We start from the raw sequence: 22,485 nt of genomic DNA, 5'->3' as shown, positions 1-22,485 counted from the left end.
ACACACGAGATGCAAATGCACGGCGGTAGGCCTTAAGCAACAACTCCTCCCATCTTGCCTGGCAGATAGAATGAACAGACAATACGTCACGGCCGCTGATCGGCCGATAAGGAGCATGACTATATGACCGGAAACGTTACCGACACCGTCATCACCCTCAACAATGGGGTCAGCATCCCCCAGCTGGGTCTTGGGGTCTTCCAAACACCCGATGGAGAGGCCACCAGCCAGGCCGTCGCCTGGGCCCTGAAGGCGGGCTATCGCCACATCGACACCGCCATGATCTACGGCAACGAGCAGTCCGTGGGGGAGGGTCTGCGCCGCTCCGGGGTTGACCGGCGGGATGTCTTCCTGACCACCAAGCTCTGGAATGACGACATCCGCGCGGGGCGGGCCAAGGAGGCCTTCAAGGAGAGCCTGGACAGGCTGGGCGTGGACTACCTGGACCTCTACCTGATCCACTGGCCCGCCAAGGGCTGGCAGCAGGCCTGGGAGGACATGGAGGAGCTCTACACCCAGCGGCGGGTGCGGGCCATCGGGGTCTGCAACTTCCAGAAGCACCACCTGGACGAGCTGCATACCATCAGCGGCACCAAGCCGGCGGTCGACCAGATCGAGTCCTCGCCCCAGTTCGTCAACGACGACCTGATCGACTACTGCCACGGCACCCTGCGCCTGGACGTGGAGGCCTACAGCCCCCTGGGCGGCACCGGCGGCAGCCTGCTGGCCGACCCCAGGCTCAAGGCCATGGCCGAGCGTTACGACCGCTCACCGGCGCAGATCGTGCTGCGCTGGCACCTGCAGCGCGGGGTCATCGTCATCCCCAAGTCCACCCACAAGGAGCGGATCGAGCAGAACGCGCAGGTCTTCGACTTCGAGCTGAGCGACGAGGATATGAAGGCCATCACCGCCATGAACAGGGACGAGCGCACCGGTGCGGATCCCGACAACTTCGACTTCTGAGGGATGGTGGTACAGGAGGAGACCCGACCTTGCAGGCGGGGCCTCCTCCTGGGACCCGGCGGAAGCCCCAACCCTTCCACCTGGCCTGGTCTCTATGGTAAAGGATTTGTGACGATTCAGCTAATCGGCATTGCCGCTGATGGCTTCGTCGTCGGCCTCCTGCTCCTGGGGCGAACCTGAGATGTCGCGGTGGATGGACTGCATCTGCACCTCGATGTTCTGCAGGGAGCGGGCGCAGTCCAGCAGGGTCTGCGAATGCTCGGCCAGGCGGGCGTCGGGCAGGTCGGACTTGTAGCGCAGCTGGTGCTCCAGGGAGGCCCAGTAGTCCATGGCGATGGTGCGGAACTGCACCTCGACCGGCGTGTAGTGGGGGCCCGAGGTCAGGAAGACCGGCACGGCGTAGATGACGTGCAGGCTGCGGTAGCCGTTCATCTTGGGGTTGCGGATGTAGTCCTTGACCCTCAGCACCTGGATGTCCGACTGGTCGGAGAGGTAGCGGGAGACCGAGTAGACGTCGTCCCGGTAGTTGCAGATGACGCGCACGCCGGCCACGTCGAAGATGTGATCGCGCACCGAGGGAATGGTGACGGGCAGGTTCTTGCGGTGCAGCTTGCCGATCAGGGAGTCCACGCTCTTGAGCCGACGCTCCATGTGGTGGATGGGGTTGTGGCTGAACCGGACCTGGAATTCCGTGTCCAGCACGTCCAGCTTGGTCGAAATCTCGTACATGGCCCCCTCGTAGGTCTGCATGAGATTGACGAACTCCGTTATCTCGTCGATGTCCAGCTTGGGACGGTCCTTTTCGTCCAAGTCCGACAGTCGCTGCTTCATTTCGGATGCGCTCATGGCACTGTTACGCTCGAGTATCACATGAACCTCCCATGCCGCCGTTCGTAACCATGACTTATGGTACGCACAGGCCCCGATGGCCGCGGGACCCGACCTGCGCATACAATCATGGCTTATGGAAGCAGGCGAGGGCATGAGCGCGACCGCTCAGCGTAAGGACAGCAGGGGCGTCTACTATGTGCGGACCCTGGGCTGCCAGATGAACGAGCACGATTCCGAGCGGATCGCCGGGGTGCTCCGGGCCCAGGGCTACCGGCAGGCCACGCCCGAGCAGGTCCGCGCGCGCGAGGTGGACGTGATGGTGCTCAACACCTGCGCCGTGCGCGACAACGCCACCCAGCGCATGTACGGGACCATTGGGCGCTGGCACAGGTTCAAGCAGCACAAGCCCGACACGCGCATCGCCGTGGGCGGCTGCATGGCCCAGAAGGACCGGGAGCGGATCGTGAAGGCGGCGCCCTGGGTGGATGCGGTCTTCGGCACCAGGGACATCGGTTCGCTGCCCGGCCTGCTGGACAAGGCCCGCAAGGACGGGCGGCCCCAGGTGGGGGTTTCGCAGGAGCTGCGGGATCTGCCCGGGCGGCTGCCGGCGGTCAGGGCCTCGCGCTCGCAGGCCTGGGTGTCCATATCGGTCGGCTGCAACAACACCTGCACCTTCTGCATCGTGCCCTCGGTGCGCGGGCGGGAGCGGGACCGGTCCATGGACGACATCCTGCAGGAGGTTGAGGACTGCGTGCGCTCCGGGGCCCGCCAGGTGACCCTGCTGGGGCAGAACGTCAACTCCTACGGCTGGTCCACGGGGGACCGCTACGCCTTCGCCCGGCTCCTGCGGGCCTGCGGCCGGGTGCATGGGCTGGAACGGATCCGCTTCACCTCGCCCCACCCGGCGGCCTTCACCGACGATGTGATCGCCGCCATGGCCGAGACGCCCACGGTCATGCACCAGCTGCACATGCCCCTGCAGTCGGGCTCCGACCGGATTCTGCGGGCCATGCGGCGCTCCTACCGGTCCCAGCGCTTTTTGCAGATACTGGACAAGGTGCGGGCCGCCATGCCCGATGCCCTGATCACCACCGACATCATCGTGGGCTTCCCGGGGGAGACCGAGGAGGACTTCCAAGCCACCATGGACGTGGTGCGCCGGGCGCGCTTCTCGTCCGCCTTTATCTTCGAGTATTCGCCGCGTCCGGGCACGCCTGCCGCGCGCATGCCACAGCTGCCCAAGGCCGTGGTCCAGGACCGGTTCGAGCGGCTGCAGGCCCTGCAGGAGTCCATCACCCTGGAGCACATGCAGGCCTTCCTGGGCAAAGAGGTGGAGGTGCTGATCGGCGACGGGCACGGCCGACACGACGGCAGCACCCATCGCGTGACCGGGCACGAGCGCACCGGGGTGCTGGTCCACGTCGGCGTGCCCCAGGGGATGCCTGCGCCAAAGCCCGGGGATCTGGTCACCTGCACCGTCACCCAGGCCGGGCCCCACTATCTGATCGCTGACCCGGATCCCCGGGCGGGGCAGGTCTATGACATCCGCTGAACCCCGCATCATCTCCATCGTGGGTCCCACAGCCTCGGGCAAGACAGCTCTGGGCGTGGCCCTGGCACAGGCTCTCCAGGCCCGCGGGCAGACGGCTCATATCGTCAATGCCGACGCCTACCAGATGTACCGGGGGATGGATGTGGGCACGGCCAAGCCTTCGGTAGGGGAGCGGCAGGCGGTGGTCCACCACCTGATCGACATCATCGAGCCGGAGGAGGCCATGAGCGTGGCCCGCTTCCAGGCCATGGCCCGGTCCCTGATAGCCGACCTGCGGGCGCAGGGAATCCGGCCGATCTTGGTCGGTGGCTCAGGGCTCTATACCCGGGCTGTCATCGACGATCTGTCCTTCCCCGGCACCGACCCGGCGGTCAGGGCCAGGCTGGAGGAGCGGGCCCAGGAGGAGGGACCCGGGCTGCTCTTCCGCGAGTTGCAGGAGCGGGATCCGGAGGCTGCGGCGCGGATGGACCCTCGGAATGTGCGGCGGACCGTGCGGGCTCTGGAGGTCATGGAGATCACCGGACGGCCTTATTCGGCCAGCCTGCCCCGGTACCGCTACCTGTTGCCCGCCCTGCAGCTGGGTCTGGACCTGCCCCGGGAGGAGCTGGACCGCAGGATTGACCAGCGCACCCAGGCCATGCGGGACCAGGGGCTGGTTGACGAGGTGAGCCGACTGCGCAACCGTCTGGGGACCACGGCTTCACGCGCCCTGGGCTATCAGCAGATTCTGGACTACCTGGATGGCCGCACCGACCTTGATTCCGCCTTCGAGTTGATAGCGCAGAAGACCAAGCGCCTGGCCCGCAAGCAGATGGGCTGGTTCGGCCGGGATCCGCGCATCCACTGGCTGAACGCCCTGGCCCCGGACCTGGCACAGCAGGCCCTGAATCTGGTGGACCAGGCCGACCAAGGCTGCTTCGACCAGGCGGACGCCCAGGCCGACCAGTCGGACCAGGGGAGGGTGACCAGACACCATCTGGGCGCGCTTTGACTTCAAGTACTTGAAGTTCCTAGGCTGAACGGGTATGACCACCATCATGCAGCCCCAGGCTGAAACCCAGACCGCCCAAACCCAAGCCGACCAGGAATCCGGGCCCTGGTACACCATCCGCCAGGCCTCGCTCATGTCGGGGATGCCGGAGACCACCCTGCGCTACTACGAGACCATCGGCATCATTCCGCCCATCGCCAGGGACCCCTCGAGCGGCCACCGTTGCTACAGCCAGGAGGATCTGGACCTGCTGGAGACCATCTCCTGCCTGAGCGCCACCGGTATGTCCCTGGAGCACATGCGGGAGTATCTGGGCAACCGTGCCGGGGGAGCCGAGGCCGCCGGACGGCAGATCGAGCTCCTGGCCGAGCAGGGACGACGGCTGGACCAGCGGATGGCCGACCTGCGGGCGCGGAAGCGGTATGTGGAGCTCAAAATACAATACTGGGGGCACGTGCGCGACCACGACCAGGCCGGGGCGACAGAACTGATCAGTCAGAGTGCCCAGATCATCCAGGATGCTAAGCGCAGCGGCAACGAGCGGCTGGCCAGCTGAGACTGTCGGGCTGAGGCTGTCGGCTCAGTGGGCTGGACCTTGGTCCCATCCGGCTATCAGAAATATTCTGGTTGGGTTGACCGGGCGGACCATGCCTGCAATCAGGGCCTGCAGGTCGTCGGTCTTGCCCCGGAGCGCTTGCTGAATGGCCCGGCGGTGGGCGGTCGGATCGGCGCGTCCCCAGTCCAGGTCCCAGCCCGCATCGTGGGACAGGCGTGAGAGGAAGATGCGCAGGGTCATGCCGTCGCAGTCGGCAAAGGGATGCAGGTAGGAGAGCTCGTCGTAGTAGTGGGCCAGACGGTCAACGAAGACCGGACGGTCCAGGCTGGCCAGGTTGCGTTCGGCAGCCAGCTCCTGGCCGATGGCCGCGGCTCCCTGCTCCAGCATGGCCGCCGGATACAGGCTGGCCTCGTCCCCCGGTTGAGGTCGCCGCAGCACCCGCTCTTCCGGCAGGCTGGGCAGCAGCCGGCGGTGGATGGCTTGCAGCTCTTCAAGATCGCCCTCGGTCGCCCAAGGCCGCTGACAGATCAGGATGGTCCGCAGAAAGAGGGCATCCACATTGGCGTTCGTACTATTGCTCTGGGCTTCCAAATGCCGGGCCTGGTCGGACAGTGCTTCGGCCTGCCTTCTGCCCGCCATAAAGTCGCTTGCCGCCTGCAGGGCCGGAGGGCCGGGCTGACGGTCATCAAGAAGCAGGTTGCGCAGGGCGAAGGCTACGGCGCTCTGACGTTCGGCTGGTGTCATGCCAACGATGCTAGCCCTGGCGGCCCCCGTCTGAAAGAGTTGTGCACACTGACCCGGCAGGCCCGATGCGGACCGGGGTTTTGGGTAGGCTGAAAGGGTTATGACACGTAAGCAGCAAGCAGACGCACGCGGTCGCGGCCGGACCGCATCCAAGGACAGTCAAGACCCGGAACCCTTCTGGCACAAGGCCCTGCTGGCCCTGCCCCGGGGCCTGGGATCCCTGGTACGTGCCGTGGCCGGCAAGAACGGCGACGACTCCGCCTACCGTAAGGACGGGCTCTGCTTCGTGCTGGTCATCCTGGCCGTGCTCTTTTGTGCCAGCGAATGGTTCCGTGTGAACGGCTTCCTGGGGCGGGGACTGCACGCCATGGCTGCGGGCGTTCTGGGGCTCTGCAGCATCATCCTGCCGGTGGTTCTGCTCTTTGCGGCCTTTCGGCTGGTCTGCTACACAGGGCGCGAGGCGGGCAACCTGCCTGTGGTGGGCGGCCTCATGGTGGTGCTCTGGTCGGTCTGCTCCATTCTGGATGTGCTCATGGCCTCGGATTATCGCGGCTTCGACATGAAGGCCATCAGCGACTCAGGTGGCCTTTTGGGGTTCTTTCTGGGTTCGCCCCTGGCCTGGGGGCTGTCCAAGGTCTTCGCCGTCATCATCTTCGTCCTCGTGGCCATTTTCGGCCTCTTCATAACCTTCAGATTCCATATGAGCGACCTCATGGCCTGGTTGCGCGGGAAGAGGACCCATGCCGCCAGCTCGGCTTCGGCGCAGACCGCCCCCAACGAGGTCCGGCTGGGGGACGACACCCTGCCCTTGGCGCCCGGCGTGCCAACACACGAGGAGCAGGACCAGGAGGATGCCCAGAACCCCGGCAAGGGCGGGGTGGCCGGCTGGTTCAGTCGGCTGCTGCATGGCCGCATCGGCAAGGATACGGACACCCATCTGGAACGTTACGAGGCTGACGAGCCATTCTCCCAGGCGGCTTCTCTTGAAGGGGCTGACCAGGGTGATCGGTCGGCGCAGGATGCCGAATCTGACCAGGTGTCCACGCAGAACATGCCTGCGGTGGAGGCCCCGGCCACGGCCGCTCTCCTGGATGCCAGGGAGCAAGGACACCCCAAGGTGGATCCAGCTGCCCTGTCCGGCGTGGGGGCTTCGGACCCCTGGGCCGCTGCCGCAGCTGCGGCGGACACTGTGCAGATGGATGCCCAACCCGCTCCGGGAGCAGGTAATCACACGGCCGGAGCCCAGGGTACCGACGCCTCAAGCTCCTCAGATGATCGCGAGGTGGACGAGAGCCGACCCTATGTGCTGCCCAGCACGGATCTGCTGGTCAAGGGCAAGCCCCACGCGGTCAGGACCTCGGCCAACGACGCGGTCATCAAGGCCCTGCAATCGACCTTTCAGCAGTTTGACGTGGACGCCAAGGTGGTGGGCTTCCTGCGCGGCCCCTCGGTCACCCAGTACGAGGTGGAGCTGGGCCCGGGTGTCAAGGTGGAGAAGGTAACCAACCTTCAGCGCAACATCGCCTACGCGGTGGCCAGCTCGGATGTGCGCATCCTGTCTCCCATCCCCGGCAAGTCGGCCATCGGCATCGAAATTCCCAATGTGGACCGCGAGATCGTCCACCTGGGCGACGTGCTGCGCTCCGACAAGGCCCAGCAGGACGACAACCCCATGATGACCGCCGTGGGCAAGGACGTGGAAGGCCACTATGTGACCGCCGACCTGACCAAGATGCCCCACCTGCTGGTGGCCGGCGCTACGGGTTCGGGCAAGTCCAGCTTCATCAACTCCATGCTGGTTTCGCTGATTATGAGGGCCACGCCGGAGCAGGTCCGCCTGATCATGGTGGACCCCAAGCGCGTGGAGCTGAGCGCCTACGCCGGCATTCCCCACCTGCTCACGCCCATCATCACCGAGCCCAAGAAGGCCGCCCAGGCTCTGGAGTGGGTGGTCAAGGAGATGGATGCCCGCTACGACGACCTGCAGTTCTTCGGATTCCGGCACATCAAGGACTTCAACAAGGCCGTGCGCGAGGGCAAGGTCCACGCTCCGGCCGGCTCCAACCGCAAGGTGGCCCCATATCCCTACCTGGTCGTGGTGGTCGACGAGATGGCCGATCTGATGATGGTGGCCAAGAACGACGTGGAGAGCTCCATCCAGCGGATCACCCAGCTGGCGCGTGCCGCCGGCGTCCACCTGGTCCTGGCCACCCAGCGGCCCTCGGTGGACGTGGTCACCGGTCTGATCAAGGCCAATATCCCCTCCAGGCTGGCCTTCGCCACATCCTCATCAACGGATTCCAGGGTCATTCTGGATGCCACCGGCGCCGAGACCCTGATCGGCCAGGGCGACGCCCTCTTCCTCCCCATGGGCCAGGCCAAGCCCACCCGAGTTCAGGGAGCCTGGGTTTCCGAGTCCGAGATCCGCAAGGCGGTGGATTATGTGCGCACCCAGCGCAAGCCCCACTACCGTGAGGACATCGAGCAGATGGCAGACAAGGCCGACCACAAGAACGAGATCCAGGAGGAGATCGGCGACGATATGGACGAGCTGCTCCAGGCGGCCGAGCTGGTGGTGACCACCCAGTTCGGATCCACCTCCATGCTCCAGCGCAAGCTGCGTGTGGGCTTCGCCAGGGCGGGAAGGCTGATGGACCTGTTGGAGTCGAGGGGAATCGTAGGACCATCGGAGGGTTCCAAAGCCCGCGAGGTGCTCATCCAACCGCCGCAGCTGCAGCAGGCCCTGGCCTTCATCCGAGGCGACGCCACCTCCATGGATCCCGCCCCGGATGAGCAAGCGCAGGGCTGAACATCGGCCCAAAAAGCCAGGCCTGGTCTACCGTTATGATGAAACTGCCGCCCGGCATGTAGTGTTGGACGGCCCAAGCGCACGAGTATCGCGTATAAGGAGTGGCAATGCAGGAGCATGCCGAGTCAGAGACCCGTCGTGAGAGGCACACGCTTCTCGAAGGATGGAATTCACCCCCAAACCTGGTCACCTACACTCGTATCCTCCTGGTCCTGGTCTTCATCGTCTTGGATTTGATGGCCGGTCCCTGGGGCGAGCGCAGGCCTGGTATGCGGTGGACCGCCGCCGTGCTCTTCATCCTCGCCGCCTCGACCGACAAGCTGGACGGGTGGCTGGCCCGCCGGTACAACCAGGTGACCGAGCTGGGCAAGCTTATGGACCCCATTGCCGACAAGCTGTTGATCTGTTCGGCGCTGATTGTGGCTTCCGTCTTCGGTGAGCTCTGGTGGTGGGTCACCGTGCTCTTCCTGGTGCGGGAACTGGGCATCACCCTGCTGCGGGTCCTGGTCATCAACAAGCAGGGACGGGTCATCGCAGCCTCCCGGGCTGGCAAGTATAAGACCCTGTTTGAATGCATCGGCCTGGGCATGCTGATGGTGCCCCTGTCGCCGGTCTGGCCCTGGTACCTGGTGGTCACCCGTGTGGTCATTCTGGTGGCCCTGGCCCTCTGCCTTTACTCGGGTGCGGAATACGTGATAGGGATGCGGCGATGATCGGCAAGAGCGTGCAGGGCCGTTGCGACGACCTGGCTGGACGGATTATCGACACCTGCCGTGATTCGGGCCTGTTGCTGGCCGCTGCCGAATCGCTGACCGGGGGACTGCTGGCCGATGCCTTCGTCAGGATTCCCGGGGCGTCAGACGTCTTCCTCGGGTCGGCCGTCACCTACGACATCGCTGCCAAGGCTGCCATTCTCAAGGTTGATCAGGACCTGCTGGCCACCCAGGGTGCAGTCCATCCACGGGTCGCCCAGGAGATGGCCGAGGGCACGGCCAGGCTCTACACCAGGCCGGGGCACGAGGATACGGTCATCGGCATGGCCACTACAGGTGTGGCCGGCCCGGGTCCTGACGGGGATGATCCTGCCGGGCTGGTCTACATCGGTCTGGCCCTGCCTGTTCGTGTGTTGGGTCGACGTATAGAGACCGGCCTTCAGTCCCATGCCTACCGCACCTATGCCTATGAGCTGCATTTGGACGGCGATCGCGAGCAGGTGCGCCGGGGCACGGTCATGCGGATTCTGGACCAGTTGGATCGGGCCCTGCACTCGCGCGGCTGACTGCCTGGTGCGTTAGGTCGCTTCTCCTAACAGATACCGGACCTTCTGCATACGTGACCTTGGTCACAAAGCGGGCTTTTCGGGTTCCTCCCCTGGAATAATCCAGCGGCTCGTCTGTTGGTCACTGTGTAAGAAGTTGAACACGATAATGGCGAAAGGGGCTGCTATGGCCAGCACCGAGACCGTGATGACTCGAACCAACGATACCTATGATGTCAAGCCGGCCGCACCCGGAGTGGAGCGCAATGCGCGGGTTCGTGATCTGACACCCGCCCAGCGTCGTGCCGTCGTCTTCGCCCAGCAGCAGGTGATCCGTGCCAAGGCCGCCAAGAAGGCCAAGGAGGAGCGCCAGGCCAACCTGAACAAGATGTGGATGGAGGAGGACGGCATGGAAGCCAGCCGTCAGCGGGCAGCCTCCAACAACGACGGCCGGGCCGTCACCCATACCGTCTCCCTGCGCGAGGCCCTGGGCCACGTGCTGCGCGAGCTGAGGACCAACGATCACAAGACCCTGCGTGAGGTCAGCGAGAAGGCCGGCGTGTCCTTGGGCTACCTGTCCGAGGTGGAGCGCGGCCAGAAGGAGGCCAGCTCCGAACTGCTGAGCTCCATCGCCGATGCGCTGGGCCTGGGTGTGCCGCAGACGCTGCGGATGGTGGCGGACTACCTGGAGTCCACTCAGGAGTAAGCATGTCAGGTCCTGTCGGTCGACCCGGCGGACCGTTCATGAGGGCGTCCGGTTCTGAGGAACCAGGCGCCCTCTTCTGCTGACTGTCGGTTGCTACCGTAGAAGGGGTGTGACAGGGTGGGTCTTGGACGAAAGGTGATGTCGGGTGCGTGAACGGGAATTCTGGCAGCTGCTGGAGGAGGTCTTCGGCCGGGTCTACGGACGCAGTCTGGCCCGTGACCAAAGGCTGACCGCCCTGGATGCCATGACCGTAATAGAAGCCCTGGATGCGGGCGTGGAGCCGCGCGTGGTCTGGAACGTGCTCTGCGATCAAATGGAGATCCCCGACTCCCGCCGCTGGGGGAAGGACCACAATGCGCCGCCCATGCCGGCAGCCTGATCGGCGGGTTTTATCCTCCGCGAATTTATTTCCCATTCCAGGCGATTTTCGAACATTTGTTCGTATGGTCGGGTATACTGATACCCATGGTCCGGTGACCACCGGCACGTTCGACCACATCGGGCGCCGGGACCGCAGACGGGTTCCGACGGCGGATAGGCTGTCAATCGTGAGGTCGTCAATCAGGATGTCGTCATCGTGAGGTCGGTTACTAAGAAGGAGAGCCATATGGCACGTCAGAGCAACAGTGGCAAGGCGAAGAAAGAAGAGGAGGGCGGGATCGACCCCCGTCGCCAGGCAGCCTTGAACACGGCCCTCGCGCAGGTGGAGAAGAGCTTCGGCAAGGGTTCGGCCATGCGTTTGGGCGACAAGCCTGCCCAGGATGTAGAGGTCATTCCCACCGGTTCCCTGGCCTTGGACATGGCCCTGGGCATCGGCGGCCTGCCCCGCGGTCGCATCGTCGAGATCTATGGTCCGGAATCCTCGGGCAAGACCACCCTGGCCCTGCATGCGGTGGCCAATGCACAGGCCGGCGGTGGAGTGGCTGCATTCATCGATGCCGAGCACGCTCTGGATCCCGAGTATGCCAAGAAGCTGGGTGTGGATACGGACTCCCTGATCGTCTCCCAGCCGGACAACGGCGAGCAGGCGCTGGAAATTGCCGACATGCTGATCCGGTCCGGTGCCCTGGATGTCATTGTCATTGACTCGGTGGCTGCCCTGGTGCCCAAGGCCGAGATCGAGGGCGACATGGGCGACAGCCACGTGGGCCTGCAGGCCAGGTTGATGAGCCAGGCCCTGCGCAAGATGACCGGTGCCCTGTCACAGGCCAACACCACGGCCATCTTCATCAACCAGCTCAGGGAGAAGATCGGCGTCTTCTTCGGCAGCCCGGAGACCACCACCGGTGGCAAGGCCCTGAAGTTCTATGCCTCGGTTCGCCTGGACATCCGCCGTATCCAGACCCTGAAGAATGGCGACGAGGCGGTGGGCAACCGTACCAAGGTCAAGGTGGTCAAGAACAAGATGGCCCCGCCCTTCAAGGTGGCCGAATTCGACATCCTCTACGGAGAGGGCATCTCCAAGGAGGGTTCGGTTCTGGACATGGCTCTGCAGACCAACATCGTCAAGAAGTCGGGCTCCTGGTTCACCTACGAGGGCGATCAGCTGGGTCAGGGCAGGGAGAACGTCCGTCAGTTCCTCAAGGACAACCCCGGCCTGACCAAGGAGATCGAAGATAAGGTCAAGGTTGCCTTCGGCCTTATTCCGGCTCCCTCCGAGGACGACAAGGCCGATCAGGCCGATCAGGCCGATGCTGACCAGGGCAGCAAGGAAGGCGACTCGGCTCCTGTCGACGTCAACAGCACTGTGCCCACGGCCCAGGCTGCATGATCCGATGATTTCGGCCGAGGACTTCCTCAAGGAAAATCCTGTCCGACTGGCTCAGACCGAGGATTCTGCCGACTCCAGTGCAGAGTCGGTGGATTCTCGGTCGGACCAGTTGCAGCCAGACTCTGCGGGCGCGCCTGCTCCAGCAGGTCCGGCAGGGTCAGCAGGTATTGGGACAGTCCTTGATTCCACTACCGATTCGCGGTCTGACTCGGGCCCTCTGCATACCTTAAAGTCCCTGCTCACTGCGGATGTTCGCCCCGTTGCTATCCGGCAGAATGACAGTGACAAGGACAAGGAAGACAGCCGCCCAGTGCAGCCCCCTGTCCTCGGTCTGGGGCGTGGCGCCCAGTTCGGAGGCAGTCTTGAAGATATTGACAGTGCTGCCAATGTTGATATGGGTGATGAATCCCTGGCAGGTCACCATTCCCCTGGGGGCCGTTCTGCCCGGGGTTCCGACAGAAGGACTCGCCGCCGTGGCCGTCGCCCACGTGCCGGCGGCTTTGGCGGAGGCTCAGCACCTGCAGCTCCGCGAGCAGATGCTGATGATGCGGATGCTTGCCGGGAGGCTGCTCTGACCCTTTTGGATGCGGCGGCCCGTTCAAGCGGGGCTCTGGCCCGTCGTCTGGTCGACAAGGGTTTTGACACGAACGTGGCCGATCAGGTGATCGACCGATTGACCAAGTTGGGTCTGGTGGATGACCAGGCCTATGCCCAGGATCTTCTGCGTTCCTGTTTGCATCGCACCATGGGGGAGCGCGGTGTTCTCTCGGAGATGACCCGCAAGGGTTTGGATCGAGGGCTGGCTACGCAGATAGTTGCCCAAGCCTCACGCGAAGGTCTCTTCGTCGACTCCGCCTACGAGCTCGGTCGCAAGGTGGCCCGTAAGACAGCCGGACTTGATCTCAAGGTGCGCAAACGGCGATTCTGGAGTGCCGGATCCCGCAAAGGCCACTCTCCCGGCCTCCTCAACCAAGTGGCAGCAGACCTTTTCGCCTCTGACGACCCTCTTGATTGAGGTGTCTCGTGGACGTATCGGTGTTCACAATGAGAGATTGCAAGGCAATATGCGACTATGGCCGTATTCCTGAGCTCCTTTAACTGGACGCTTGCGTCATTCGGAGCACTCCAGTGGCATAGCGAATCATGAATTAAAACCGTTGGTCTTGCTTTTACATAGAGCGGCTAGTCTGGATGTAACGAGTTGCTGCGGTTGTTCGAGTCTGTTAGAAGGTGGAGGTGTCAGATGCTCAATACGAGTGAACTTCTACAGGAAAATGCAGCACTGGTAGCCCTGCTCAGAAGCATTGATAAATCTCATGACACCTGGAGCTCCATCGCTGAAAAGGTTGTACGCCAGGGTAGTGCTATCCAAGTCTTTGAACATGAGATTGATCCGCAGCATCATCGGCTGGATGACCCCGACGAGGATGACGAATATGACGACCGTACTCAGACGACCCTGTTGGGCGAGGATGACATACCCATTACCACGCAACGTCGTGTACAGCTCTTGCAGGCTCACAAAGAGGCTGAAACTCTGGTTCACGACTGGGGCAAGCAGGGTTTGGATATGGTGTCGGTCCTCGACGAACGGTATCCGTTGAGCCTGCGTGAAGTCGTCGATATGCCTCCGTTCCTGTTTTCCAAGGGGCGTTTCCTCAGCCCCAATCAGCAGGATATGGGCGTCAGTGTGGTGGGTTCGCGCAGTGCAGGACCAGAGGCTTTGCATTTCGCATCTGATGTGGCGACGATGCTGGTGAGCAAAGGCCTGACCGTCATCGCCGGCTTGGCCCTGGGCGTAGATGCTGAAGCCCATCATCGTGCTCTGCAGGAGCATGGCCGTACGGTGGCTTTCATCGGTACGGGCATAGGGAAGTATTACCCAGCAAAAAATCGTCATCTTCAGGAGCTTATCGAACGCAAAGGGCAGGTGTTTTCGCAGTTCTGGCCCTGGCAGGGGCCCACGAAGTGGACCTTTCCTGCGCGTAATGCCACCATGAGCGGTTACGGGATCGCTACGGTTATCGTTGAAGCTCATGAATATTCCGGCACCCGTGTTCAGGCTCGTCAGGCTCAGCATCATGGCCGCCCCATCATAATGCGCGACGCCGTGGTTGACCATACTGAATGGGGCAAGCGCTTGGTTGACAAGCCCAATGTCTACGTCGTATCTAATGTGGATGAGGTAGCCAACGCCATCAACTCTATACAAGAGGTCAACAGTGACCTGCAAGACGCAATAAACGGCATAGTTGCCCAAGCCAGCGCTTATGCCAATAGTGTCGGCATGGGGTAATCAACGTGGATAACCAGAAAATCAGACTTGATCAGTTGCTGCGAGGGAAAGCTGGCAGCTATTTAAAGCCTGTCATTTATCATTCAAAGCATGACAACATATGTGCAACCTGTGGGGGTTTCAAGCAAAATCAATATGATAGGTGCTGGTCCTGTAACCAGACCTTGCGTGAAGCACAAAGGCGGCAATGCCAGAATCAGTTAGCTGACCAAATTGCTTGTGGTTTTTATGCAGTTGAAGATTGGGAACAGACATACAAAGTCATCCGTGACTACAAAGAGCAATTGCCTTCTGCCAAGGAGCACCGAACAATCGTCGCTTCTATACTTGCTCTGCATATTCTTGGGCACCTGTTTTGCATAGGTGTTCAGGCGAACACACCGGTAACGGCATGGGCTGTGATTCCTTCGACGAAGAATTCAAAACGATATGGTCAGGATCATCCCCTCCATCAGTTAGTGGCGAAGCTAATTCCTTTCTTACCTGAGGTGAGGCTGCGGGCCAACAAGACCAAGACCCGTAGTCTAGATGGTGAAGCCTTCTCAATTGCAAGTCCTGTTCGAGCAAGCTGCTTACATCACGTGCTTCTGATCGATGACTCCTGGGTGACGGGAAGTACGGCACAATCAGCTAGCATCTGTCTCAAAGAGGCAAGTGCCTCCCGCGTATCCATCTACTGCGTAACTCGCATAGCAGACGAATCCTTCATCAAATCGCTTGGTGCTAGTTTGCTTAAAGACTTCATTAATGGCGATCACTATACAAAGGGATGGTGTCCGTGGAGGAGATGCGTTGAACGGTGATTTCCCAAGGATCCGTCATTAGCGACGTCGCCTGCATTTTGGTTTCAGAACGGAAGACTCGATAGCTGCCTTTTAAAGCAGCTGAGGGGAAGAAGATGAGACCTCTCATATACCCCGGGTTCTGTCATCGGCCGGATCACAATCCGGACGACGGATGGCCATCCATCTCGACCTGACGTTGCCGCCAGGCTCTAGCGGCCTACCCGAAGGCGGGACGAGCAGCCCCTGAATGCCTTCTGCTTGGCCTTGCTCCCGATGAGGCTTGCCATGCGGTCGGCGTTACCGTCGACCCGGTGGTCCCTTACACCGCCGTTTCACCCTTGCTCGCCTTAACAAGGCGAGCGGTCTGTTCTCTGTTGCGCTATCTCTCAGGTCGCCCTGGGCGGACGTTATCCGCCATCGTGCTCTGTGGAGCCCGGAAGTTCCTCAGCCCTTCCCAGGAGGAGGGGCCGCGGCCATCCGAGAGGTCTCGGGGATACAGCATAGCGGAACTGAACGACCGGACCAGCGGTCAGGATTCCGCTCAGGCCTCAAGCTCAATCAGTGAGTCAGCCCTGCTCTTCGGATACAATCGGAAGCACAGTCGATGGTGACTAAGTCCGCCATCGCACCAGCGGTTCGTCCGCTCACAAGTGCAAGGAGATTCCCATGGAGATCGTCATTACCGGTCGACATACCCAAATCAAGCAGCGGTTCCGCGATGTTGTGGATAGCAAGATGAACAGGGTGACGGCCATCGCCCCCGATGCACAGCGCATCCAGGTCGTTCTGACACATGAAGGCAATCCCCGCCAGGCTGACAGCGCCAAGAGGGTGGAGCTTACGGTCCAGGCCGGCAAGACCGTGATTCGCGCCGAGGCTTCCAGCGCCGACGAGTTCAGCGCACTGGACATGGCCTTGGACAAGCTGACCCAGCGTCTGCGCCGGGTTCGCGACCGCCGCAAGGACCACCGCCGCGGACTTGAGCATCCGCCCCTGCCCGCCGATCTGCCCGTGGACGACCAGGCAGGCGATGAGGGCGACCAGGGCCAGGAGTCCAACCCGGACAACAGCGCCCAAAGTGCCGTGGCTTCGGATCTGGCGCCGGGCCAGTCGGTCGAAGTACAGGTGGGCGACACCCCCATCGTCATCCGCCGCAAGCTGCACATCGCCGAGCCCATGAGCATCGACGAGGCCCTCTACGAGATGGAGCTGATCGGCCACGACTTCTTCCTCTTCGTCAACAAGGAGACCCAGCGGCCGTCGGTGGTCTACCGTCGGCACGGTTGGAGCTATGGCGTCTTCGAGATCGATACGCCCGAGCATGTAGGCCAGAAGAAGTAAGCGCAAAACGGATATTGAACTGTGGGGCGATTCCCCGGCGGCAGGTTGGCCCGGCCTCCGGAGGATTGCCCTTCTTCAATGACCGACCCGGCTGCCAAGGCCGCAGCTGGGTTTGCGGAACCATCGGTTTCGAGAAAATCGGTGCATTCGCGTAAGATAATCAAGGTCTGGGCCTACGTCAGCTGAGGGCGTGTGAAGGCCATAAAAGAACGGTAGGGAGCGCAACGTGGTAGCAGTCTTGGACAAGGTCCTCCGTATGGGCGAGGGTCGTCAGATTCGCAAGCTTCAGGGGGTGGCCAAGGCGACCAACGCCTTCGAGGATCAGATCTCGGCCATGAGCGACGAGGAGCTCAAGGCGCAGACGCCTAAGTTCAAGCAGCGACTGGAGAACGGCGAATCCCTTGATTCCCTGATGCCCGAAGCCTTCGCCACGGTTCGCGAGGTTTCCAAGCGCACCCTGGGACAGCGGCATTTCGACGTCCAGCTGATGGGTGGAGCGGCACTGCACTGGGGCAATATCGCCGAGATGAAGACCGGCGAGGGCAAGACCCTGGTGGCCACCCTGCCCAGCTATCTGAATGCCCTGGAGGGCAAGGGCGTGCATGTGGTCACCGTCAACGACTACCTGGCCTCATACCAGAGCGAGCTCATGGGGCGCATCTTCCGCTTCCTGGGTATGAGTGTGGGCTGCATCATCACCGACCAGCGTCCCGCCGAGCGCCGCAAGCAGTACCAGGCGGACATCACCTACGGCACCAACAACGAATTCGGCTTCGATTACCTGCGCGATAACATGGCCTGGGACAAGGACGAGCTGGTTCAGCGAGGCCACCATTTCGCCATCGTGGACGAGGTGGACTCCATTCTGATCGACGAGGCCCGAACTCCTCTGATTATCTCCGGACCGGCCGAGGGCGACGTGACCCGATGGTACCGGCAGTTCGCCAAGTTGGTCCCCAAGCTCAACAGGGATGAGGACTACGAGGTCGACGAGAAGAAGAAGGTTGTCGGCATCCTGGACCCCGGCATCACCAAGGTGGAGGACTACCTGGGCATCGACAACCTCTACGAGCCCGCCAACACCGCCCTGATCGGATACCTGAACAACGCCATCAAGGCCAAGGAGCTCTTCCTGCGCGACCGCGACTACGTGGTCCAGAACGGCGAGGTCCTGATCGTGGACGAGCACACGGGCCGTCTGCTCAAGGGCCGCCGCTACAACGAAGGCCTCCACCAGGCCATCGAGGCCAAGGAGGGCGTGGAGGTCAAGGCCGAAAACCAGACCTTCGCCACCATCACCCTGCAGAACTACTTCCGCATGTACGACAAGCTGGCGGGCATGACCGGAACGGCCGAGACCGAGGCCGCCGAGTTCATGAACACCTACAAGCTGGGCGTGCTGCCCATTCCCACCAACAAGCCCATGATCCGCAAGGATCAGCCGGACCTGATCTACCGAACCAAGAAGGAGAAGCTGACCGCCATCGTCCGCGATGTGGCCAAGCGTCATGCCAAGGGTCAGCCCATCCTGCTGGGCACCGCATCGGTGGAGTCCTCCGAAGTGGTCTCCTCCCTGCTGGATGTGGCCGGCATCGACCATCAGGTCCTCAATGCCAAGCAGCATGCGCGCGAGGCTGCGGTCGTGGCCGTGGCAGGGCGCAAGGGGGCTGTGACCGTGGCCACCAACATGGCCGGACGTGGCACCGACATCATGCTGGGCGGGAACGTGGAGTTCCTTGCCGATCAGAAACTCAAGGAGCAGGGCTACTCCTCCGACGACACTCCAGAGGAGTATGAGAAGCGCTGGCCGAAGATGCTGGACTCCGTCAAGGAGCAGGTCAAGGACGAGCATGAGGAGGTCGTCAAGCTGGGTGGCCTCTATGTGCTGGGCACAGAGCGGCACGAGTCCCGCCGCATCGACAACCAGCTGCGCGGCCGTTCGGGCCGTCAGGGCGATCCTGGCGAGTCCAGGTTCTACCTGAGCTTGGAAGACGACCTGATGCGCCTCTTCAATACCGGGATGGTGGCTCAGCTCATGTCCAAGAGCATGCCCGAGGGTCAGCCCATCGACAAAAAGAGCGTCTCCAAGGGCGTGCGCAACGCACAGAAGTCCGTCGAATCCCGCAACTATGAGATTCGCAAGAACGTGCTCAAGTACGACGACGTGATGAACAAGCAGCGTCAGGTCATCTACGGCGAGCGTCAGGCGGTGCTCAAGGGCGAGGACATTCACAAGGACATCCTCCGCTTCATCAGCGAGACCATCACCTCATACATCCGGGGCGCGCAGAAGGGCTCGGACAAGCCCGAGGACTGGGATGCCGACGGGCTCTGGAAGGCGTTGGCCTCCGTTTACCCTGTCAGCCTTGACCAGGATGAGACCATGGACTCCCTGGAGGGGCTGAAGGGTGACAAGGCCGTCAAGGCTCTGGCGGACAAGTTGGTGGAGGATGCCGATTCCATCTATCAGCAGCGTGAGGACGAGCTGGGCGAGAAGGGCTCCAGGCAGCTGGAACGCCAGGTGGTCCTCTCCGTCTTGGACAGCAAGTGGCGTGAGCACCTCTACGAGATGGATTATCTGAAGGACGGCATCGGCCTGCGCGGCATGGGCCAGCGTGACCCCCTGGTCGAGTACCAGCGCGAGGGCTACCAGATGTACAACTCCATGATCGACGCCATCAAGGAGCAGACCGTGCAGCTGCTCTTCAACGTGGATCTCAAGCAGATCGCGGCCAGCCAGGAGAACGAGCGGCGCGCCCGCGAGGAGCGTAAGGAGAACGAGGAGAGCCAGTCCGAGCCGGTCAACTACCAGGCGCCTGAAGAGCCTGATGCCGAGGACGAGACCACCGACATCGACGAGACTGCCGAGGAGCATGACGAGGGTGCTCCGGCTGGCAGCATCCAGGAGGATTCAGAGGAGGATGCCTCTGAGGATGCCGCTGACGAGGGTGCTCCGGCCCCGGTCGGGCCTGCCCCTATCAGCCATGCCGAGGGCAAGGTCCCTGCCAACAAGAGGCCCAAGGCCGTAGAGGATCACTCGCCTTGGTCTGATGGCCGCACCTTCCCGGGCACGCCCCGCAACGCCCCCTGCCCCTGTGGTTCCGGACGCAAGTACAAGATGTGCCACGGCCAGAACGAGAAGAAATGACAGGTTCGTATAATCACTAGCGGCTTCTGCAGATAAGGTTGCCGATACATTTAGGGTTGCCGATCTGACTGACGGCCATCGCTCACAAGGGCGGTGGCCGTTTCCATATATTGGATTGCCTACTTTCATATATTGGTAGCAAAGTGACCAGAATATGGGATTGTCTTGTGCAGGGGAGGGGCAGGGCAGTAAACCTAGAGCAAACAGCGGGGCATCCAGCCCCGCTTCTTCAAAGGAAAAGAGTCATCATGCGGCCACTTAGCTGGAAATCCGTCCTGAACTCCTTGGTGTCCGGTCGGCACCTGAGCGCGGATGAGGCCGAGTGGTGCATGAATGATTTGATGGACGGGCATGCCGACCCTGTCCAGGTGGGAGCCGCCCTGTCCATGCAGTCCGCTCTGGGACTGACCAGCCCGGAGGTCGAGGGGGCTGCCAAGGCCATGGTGGGCCATGCGGTGCCGCTGAAGGTCAGCGGCGACGTGACCGACATCGTCGGTACCGGCGGCGATGGGGCAGCGACGGTCAACCTGTCTACCATGGGTGCCATCGTGGCTGCGGCTGCGGGGGTCAGGATCGTCAAGCACGGCAACCGGGCCGCATCCAGCAAGAGCGGCACTGCCGACTGTCTGGAACAGCTGGGTCTTCCCCTGGATCTGCCGCCCAAGGAGGTGGCTGCCATGGAGGATCGCTACGGCATCACCTTCGTCTTCGCCAAGACCTTCCACCCCGCCATGCGGTTTGCTGGGCCTGTCCGCTCGTCGCTGGGCATTCCGACCGTCTTCAACCTGCTGGGACCTCTGACCAACCCGGTCAACCCGCGCTATGTGGCCATAGGATGCGCCCAGCGCCAACTGAGCCCCATGATGGCCCAGGTCTATGCCTCTCGCGGTCAGGAGGGCATGGTCTACACCTCGGTCGAAGGCCTTGACGAGATGGCCCCCACCGGCCCGGTCTCCATCTGGGAGATCCACCAGGGCAAGGTGGAGGAGCGAACCTTCGACCCGACTCGCGAACTGGGTCTCGACCCGGTCAATCCGGAAGACCTACGCGGTGGCGATCCCGCCTTCAACGCCAGCGTCGTCAGGGACTTCCTGGCCGGCAAGTCGGTTCCTTCGCGTTCCACGGCCCTGCTCAATGCGGCCTCGGCCATCGTGGCCGACGGCACACAGATCGATGCCGGTCCCGAGGCCGACCTGAGCGTGCGGTTTGCCCAGGCCTACCAACTGGCTACCCAGGTTGTGGACCAGGGGAGGGCGGCCGACCTGCTGGCAGCCTGGATCCACGGAGCCCAGGAAGCGCAGTCCCGCTGCCGGCAAGAGGAACGGACACGCCGTCCTGTCCTGGTCTAGGTTCGCGGCTGCAAAACCTGTTCGGACCCCGCTGGCTGATGTTTCTGCCAGCGGGGTCCGAACGTATTGGCGGCCTGGATATGGCGGACTCGGCATTATCGCCGGTAGTGCCGTTCGTCGTCATCGAAGAGCCCGCTTGAATCGTCGCGGAAGTTCTTCCGGTCGATGATCAGTCCTGCGATGCCTATCAGCAGGAGCAGTCCCGCCAGCAGGCCGGTCAAGCCGGACCAGCGGGGGATCAATATGGTCAGGAAGAAGCAGATCAGGCCCAGCACCGTCATGATCATGAAGGCCGCATGCCTTCTGCCCAGGTCGCTCAGATCGGGGTTGGGCGGCACAAAGTTCGACGACTGGTCCATGACCTCGTCGGTGTCCAGCCAGCTGCTGCCTTGGAAATCGCGCGGCCCGGAGCCGCCGACGAAGGAGTCGCGCTTCAGGTCCTCGGCCCTCAGCGCCGCCTTCTTCTCGGACTTTCGGGCCTTCTTTTCGAACTCCTTGGCCGTCCTGGACGATTCCAGGGAACCCAGCTCGTCAGCGTGAGAATTCAGGAAGTCCGCCCACTCTTCGTCCCCCTGTGAGGGCCCGGTTCCCGCCTCGCTGTTATACTGATTCCCGGCGTCGTTATGCTTGTGCTCGGTCATAGAACCATCGTAACCTCGGCCGCACGCATTCGCTACCAAGGAGTCTCTGTGCTGTACTGGTTCTTCGTCAAACTGCTCGGTCCGTTGGCGCGTACCTGGTTCAAACCGACCGTTGAAGGCACGGGGAACATTCCCAAGCAGGGGGCTGCCATCATCGCCTCCAACCATCTGGCCGTCATCGACGACGCCCTTCTGCCCATCACCTGCCCCAGGATGATCCACTTCATGGGCAAGGCCGAATACTTCAACGGCAAGGGGATAAAGGGCAAGTTCAAGAAGTGGTGGTTCAGCTCGGTCGGAGTCTTCCCCGTCGATAGGTCGGGCGGCTCCAAGTCGCTGGGAGCCATGGAAACGGCACGCTCCATCCTTGAACACGGGCATATCTTCGGCATCCATCCGGAGGGCACACGCAGCCCGGACGGCAGACTTTACCGTGGACACACCGGGGCGGCGCGGCTGGCCTTCGAGACCGGAACGACAGTGGTGCCCACCGCCATCATCGGCACCCGGCAGCTTCAGGAGCCCGGTCATGTGCTTCCGCATAAGGGCAGAACCAAGGTCATCTTCGGCAAGCCCATCACCGTGCCCTACGTGCCGGTCAACAGCCTCACCCACGAGGAGATCCGCAACCTGACCGACCGCATCATGCAGGAGATTCAGGAGATGAGCGGGCAGCGCTACGTGGATGTGTATGCCCAGGTCATCAAGGCGCATGAAAACAAGGAAGAGCTGCCTGACGACTGA

The 22,485-nt window shown here is 62.4% G+C and carries 19 protein-coding genes, 1 other RNA gene and 2 pseudogenes; 18 read left to right on the top strand and 4 right to left on the bottom strand.

Going from position 1 to position 22,485, the window contains the following annotated elements; genetic code table 11:
* The first annotated feature begins 123 nt into the window (after positions 1-123).
* Positions 124-963: an aldo/keto reductase gene (locus AACP62_RS04360; protein ID WP_339346656.1), complete on the top strand. Its 840-nt coding sequence runs from the start codon at positions 124-126 to the stop codon at positions 961-963.
* A gap of 120 nt (positions 964-1,083) precedes the next feature.
* Here the strand turns inward: AACP62_RS04360 and AACP62_RS04355 are convergent, their stop codons facing one another.
* Complete coding sequence (locus AACP62_RS04355; RefSeq protein WP_045924161.1) at positions 1,084-1,794, bottom strand: GTP pyrophosphokinase; 711 nt, start codon at positions 1,792-1,794, stop codon at positions 1,084-1,086.
* A 133-nt stretch (positions 1,795-1,927) separates the two neighbouring features.
* Here AACP62_RS04355 and miaB point away from each other — a divergent pair, with 133 nt between their 5' ends.
* The 3 genes from miaB to AACP62_RS04340 are packed head-to-tail and all read left to right on the top strand — an operon-like array spanning position 1,928 to position 4,893.
* Positions 1,928-3,346: a tRNA (N6-isopentenyl adenosine(37)-C2)-methylthiotransferase MiaB gene (gene miaB, locus AACP62_RS04350; protein ID WP_339346655.1), complete on the top strand. Its 1,419-nt coding sequence runs from the start codon at positions 1,928-1,930 to the stop codon at positions 3,344-3,346.
* The gene (gene miaA, locus AACP62_RS04345) at positions 3,333-4,337 is read left to right on the top strand and encodes a tRNA (adenosine(37)-N6)-dimethylallyltransferase MiaA (protein WP_339346653.1); all 1,005 of its coding nucleotides are present in this window, start codon (positions 3,333-3,335) and stop codon (positions 4,335-4,337) included. Before miaB ends, miaA begins: the two co-directional genes overlap by 14 nt.
* A 34-nt stretch (positions 4,338-4,371) precedes the next feature.
* Entirely contained in the window at positions 4,372-4,893 is a 522-nt protein-coding gene (locus AACP62_RS04340; protein WP_081709111.1) for a MerR family transcriptional regulator, read from the top strand.
* A 24-nt stretch (positions 4,894-4,917) separates the two neighbouring features.
* On the opposite strand, the gene AACP62_RS04335 is transcribed toward AACP62_RS04340, so the two are convergent.
* Positions 4,918-5,637, bottom strand: coding sequence for a Fic family protein (locus AACP62_RS04335; RefSeq protein ID WP_198206422.1), 720 nt, complete (start codon positions 5,635-5,637; stop codon positions 4,918-4,920).
* A gap of 100 nt (positions 5,638-5,737) precedes the next feature.
* On the opposite strand from AACP62_RS04335, the gene AACP62_RS04330 reads away from it, so the two are divergent.
* The 9 genes from AACP62_RS04330 to AACP62_RS04290 all read left to right on the top strand — a co-directional run bounded on the left by AACP62_RS04330 (position 5,738) and on the right by AACP62_RS04290 (position 15,280).
* Positions 5,738-8,446, top strand: a complete 2,709-nt coding sequence (locus AACP62_RS04330; RefSeq protein ID WP_339346650.1) for an FtsK/SpoIIIE family DNA translocase — start codon at positions 5,738-5,740, stop codon at positions 8,444-8,446.
* A 107-nt stretch (positions 8,447-8,553) separates the two neighbouring features.
* Positions 8,554-9,159 carry a CDP-diacylglycerol--glycerol-3-phosphate 3-phosphatidyltransferase gene (pgsA, locus tag AACP62_RS04325; RefSeq protein ID WP_029678990.1) on the top strand — a complete coding sequence of 202 codons (606 nt, stop codon included), beginning with the start codon at positions 8,554-8,556 and terminating at the stop codon, positions 9,157-9,159.
* The gene (locus AACP62_RS04320; protein WP_110412685.1) at positions 9,156-9,725 is read left to right on the top strand and encodes a CinA family protein; all 570 of its coding nucleotides are present in this window, start codon (positions 9,156-9,158) and stop codon (positions 9,723-9,725) included. The genes pgsA and AACP62_RS04320 overlap by 4 nt, the downstream gene beginning before the upstream one ends.
* Positions 9,726-9,891: 166 nt before the next feature.
* Complete coding sequence (locus AACP62_RS04315; RefSeq protein WP_372338668.1) at positions 9,892-10,410, top strand: helix-turn-helix domain-containing protein; 519 nt, start codon at positions 9,892-9,894, stop codon at positions 10,408-10,410.
* Positions 10,411-10,555: 145 nt separating this feature from the next.
* On the top strand, positions 10,556-10,789 hold the full coding sequence (locus AACP62_RS04310) for a DUF3046 domain-containing protein (RefSeq protein ID WP_015021655.1): 234 nt from the start codon (positions 10,556-10,558) through the stop codon (positions 10,787-10,789).
* Between the two features lie 228 nt (positions 10,790-11,017).
* Positions 11,018-12,181, top strand: a complete 1,164-nt coding sequence (gene recA, locus AACP62_RS04305) for a recombinase RecA (protein ID WP_339346642.1) — start codon at positions 11,018-11,020, stop codon at positions 12,179-12,181.
* A 394-nt stretch (positions 12,182-12,575) separates the two neighbouring features.
* Positions 12,576-13,196 carry a regulatory protein RecX gene (locus AACP62_RS04300; protein ID WP_339346640.1) on the top strand — a complete coding sequence of 207 codons (621 nt, stop codon included), beginning with the start codon at positions 12,576-12,578 and terminating at the stop codon, positions 13,194-13,196.
* Between the two features lie 228 nt (positions 13,197-13,424).
* Positions 13,425-14,477, top strand: a complete 1,053-nt coding sequence (locus AACP62_RS04295; protein ID WP_339346638.1) for a DNA-processing protein DprA — start codon at positions 13,425-13,427, stop codon at positions 14,475-14,477.
* Positions 14,478-14,482: 5 nt separating this feature from the next.
* Entirely contained in the window at positions 14,483-15,280 is a 798-nt protein-coding gene (locus AACP62_RS04290; protein ID WP_339346636.1) for a hypothetical protein, read from the top strand.
* Positions 15,281-15,373: 93 nt separating this feature from the next.
* Here the strand turns inward: AACP62_RS04290 and rnpB are convergent.
* An RNA gene (gene rnpB, locus AACP62_RS04285) (RNase P RNA component class A) lies at positions 15,374-15,751 on the bottom strand.
* A 177-nt stretch (positions 15,752-15,928) separates the two neighbouring features.
* Between rnpB and hpf the strand changes: the two genes are divergently transcribed.
* The 4 genes and pseudogenes from hpf to trpD all read left to right on the top strand — a co-directional run bounded on the left by hpf (position 15,929) and on the right by trpD (position 21,100).
* On the top strand, positions 15,929-16,603 hold the full coding sequence (gene hpf / locus AACP62_RS04280; RefSeq protein ID WP_154313590.1) for a ribosome hibernation-promoting factor, HPF/YfiA family: 675 nt from the start codon (positions 15,929-15,931) through the stop codon (positions 16,601-16,603).
* A 226-nt stretch (positions 16,604-16,829) separates the two neighbouring features.
* Positions 16,830-19,335, top strand: a pseudogene (gene secA / locus AACP62_RS04275) (preprotein translocase subunit SecA); the annotation flags it as partial.
* A gap of 230 nt (positions 19,336-19,565) precedes the next feature.
* Positions 19,566-19,751 (top strand): annotated as a pseudogene (locus AACP62_RS08355) (SEC-C metal-binding domain-containing protein); the annotation flags it as partial.
* Between the two features lie 248 nt (positions 19,752-19,999).
* Positions 20,000-21,100, top strand: a complete 1,101-nt coding sequence (gene trpD, locus AACP62_RS04270) for an anthranilate phosphoribosyltransferase (protein WP_339346631.1) — start codon at positions 20,000-20,002, stop codon at positions 21,098-21,100.
* A 95-nt stretch (positions 21,101-21,195) separates the two neighbouring features.
* On the opposite strand, the gene AACP62_RS04265 is transcribed toward trpD, so the two are convergent.
* Positions 21,196-21,741: a hypothetical protein gene (locus AACP62_RS04265; protein WP_045935257.1), complete on the bottom strand. Its 546-nt coding sequence runs from the start codon at positions 21,739-21,741 to the stop codon at positions 21,196-21,198.
* Positions 21,742-21,789: 48 nt separating this feature from the next.
* Between AACP62_RS04265 and AACP62_RS04260 the strand changes: the two genes are divergently transcribed.
* Entirely contained in the window at positions 21,790-22,485 is a 696-nt protein-coding gene (locus tag AACP62_RS04260; protein WP_198206440.1) for a lysophospholipid acyltransferase family protein, read from the top strand.

The organism is Bifidobacterium apis (assembly GCF_036986835.1).
GTDB classification, from domain to species: domain Bacteria; phylum Actinomycetota; class Actinomycetes; order Actinomycetales; family Bifidobacteriaceae; genus Bombiscardovia; species Bombiscardovia apis_A.
This window is presented reverse-complemented; position numbering and strand designations above follow the sequence as displayed.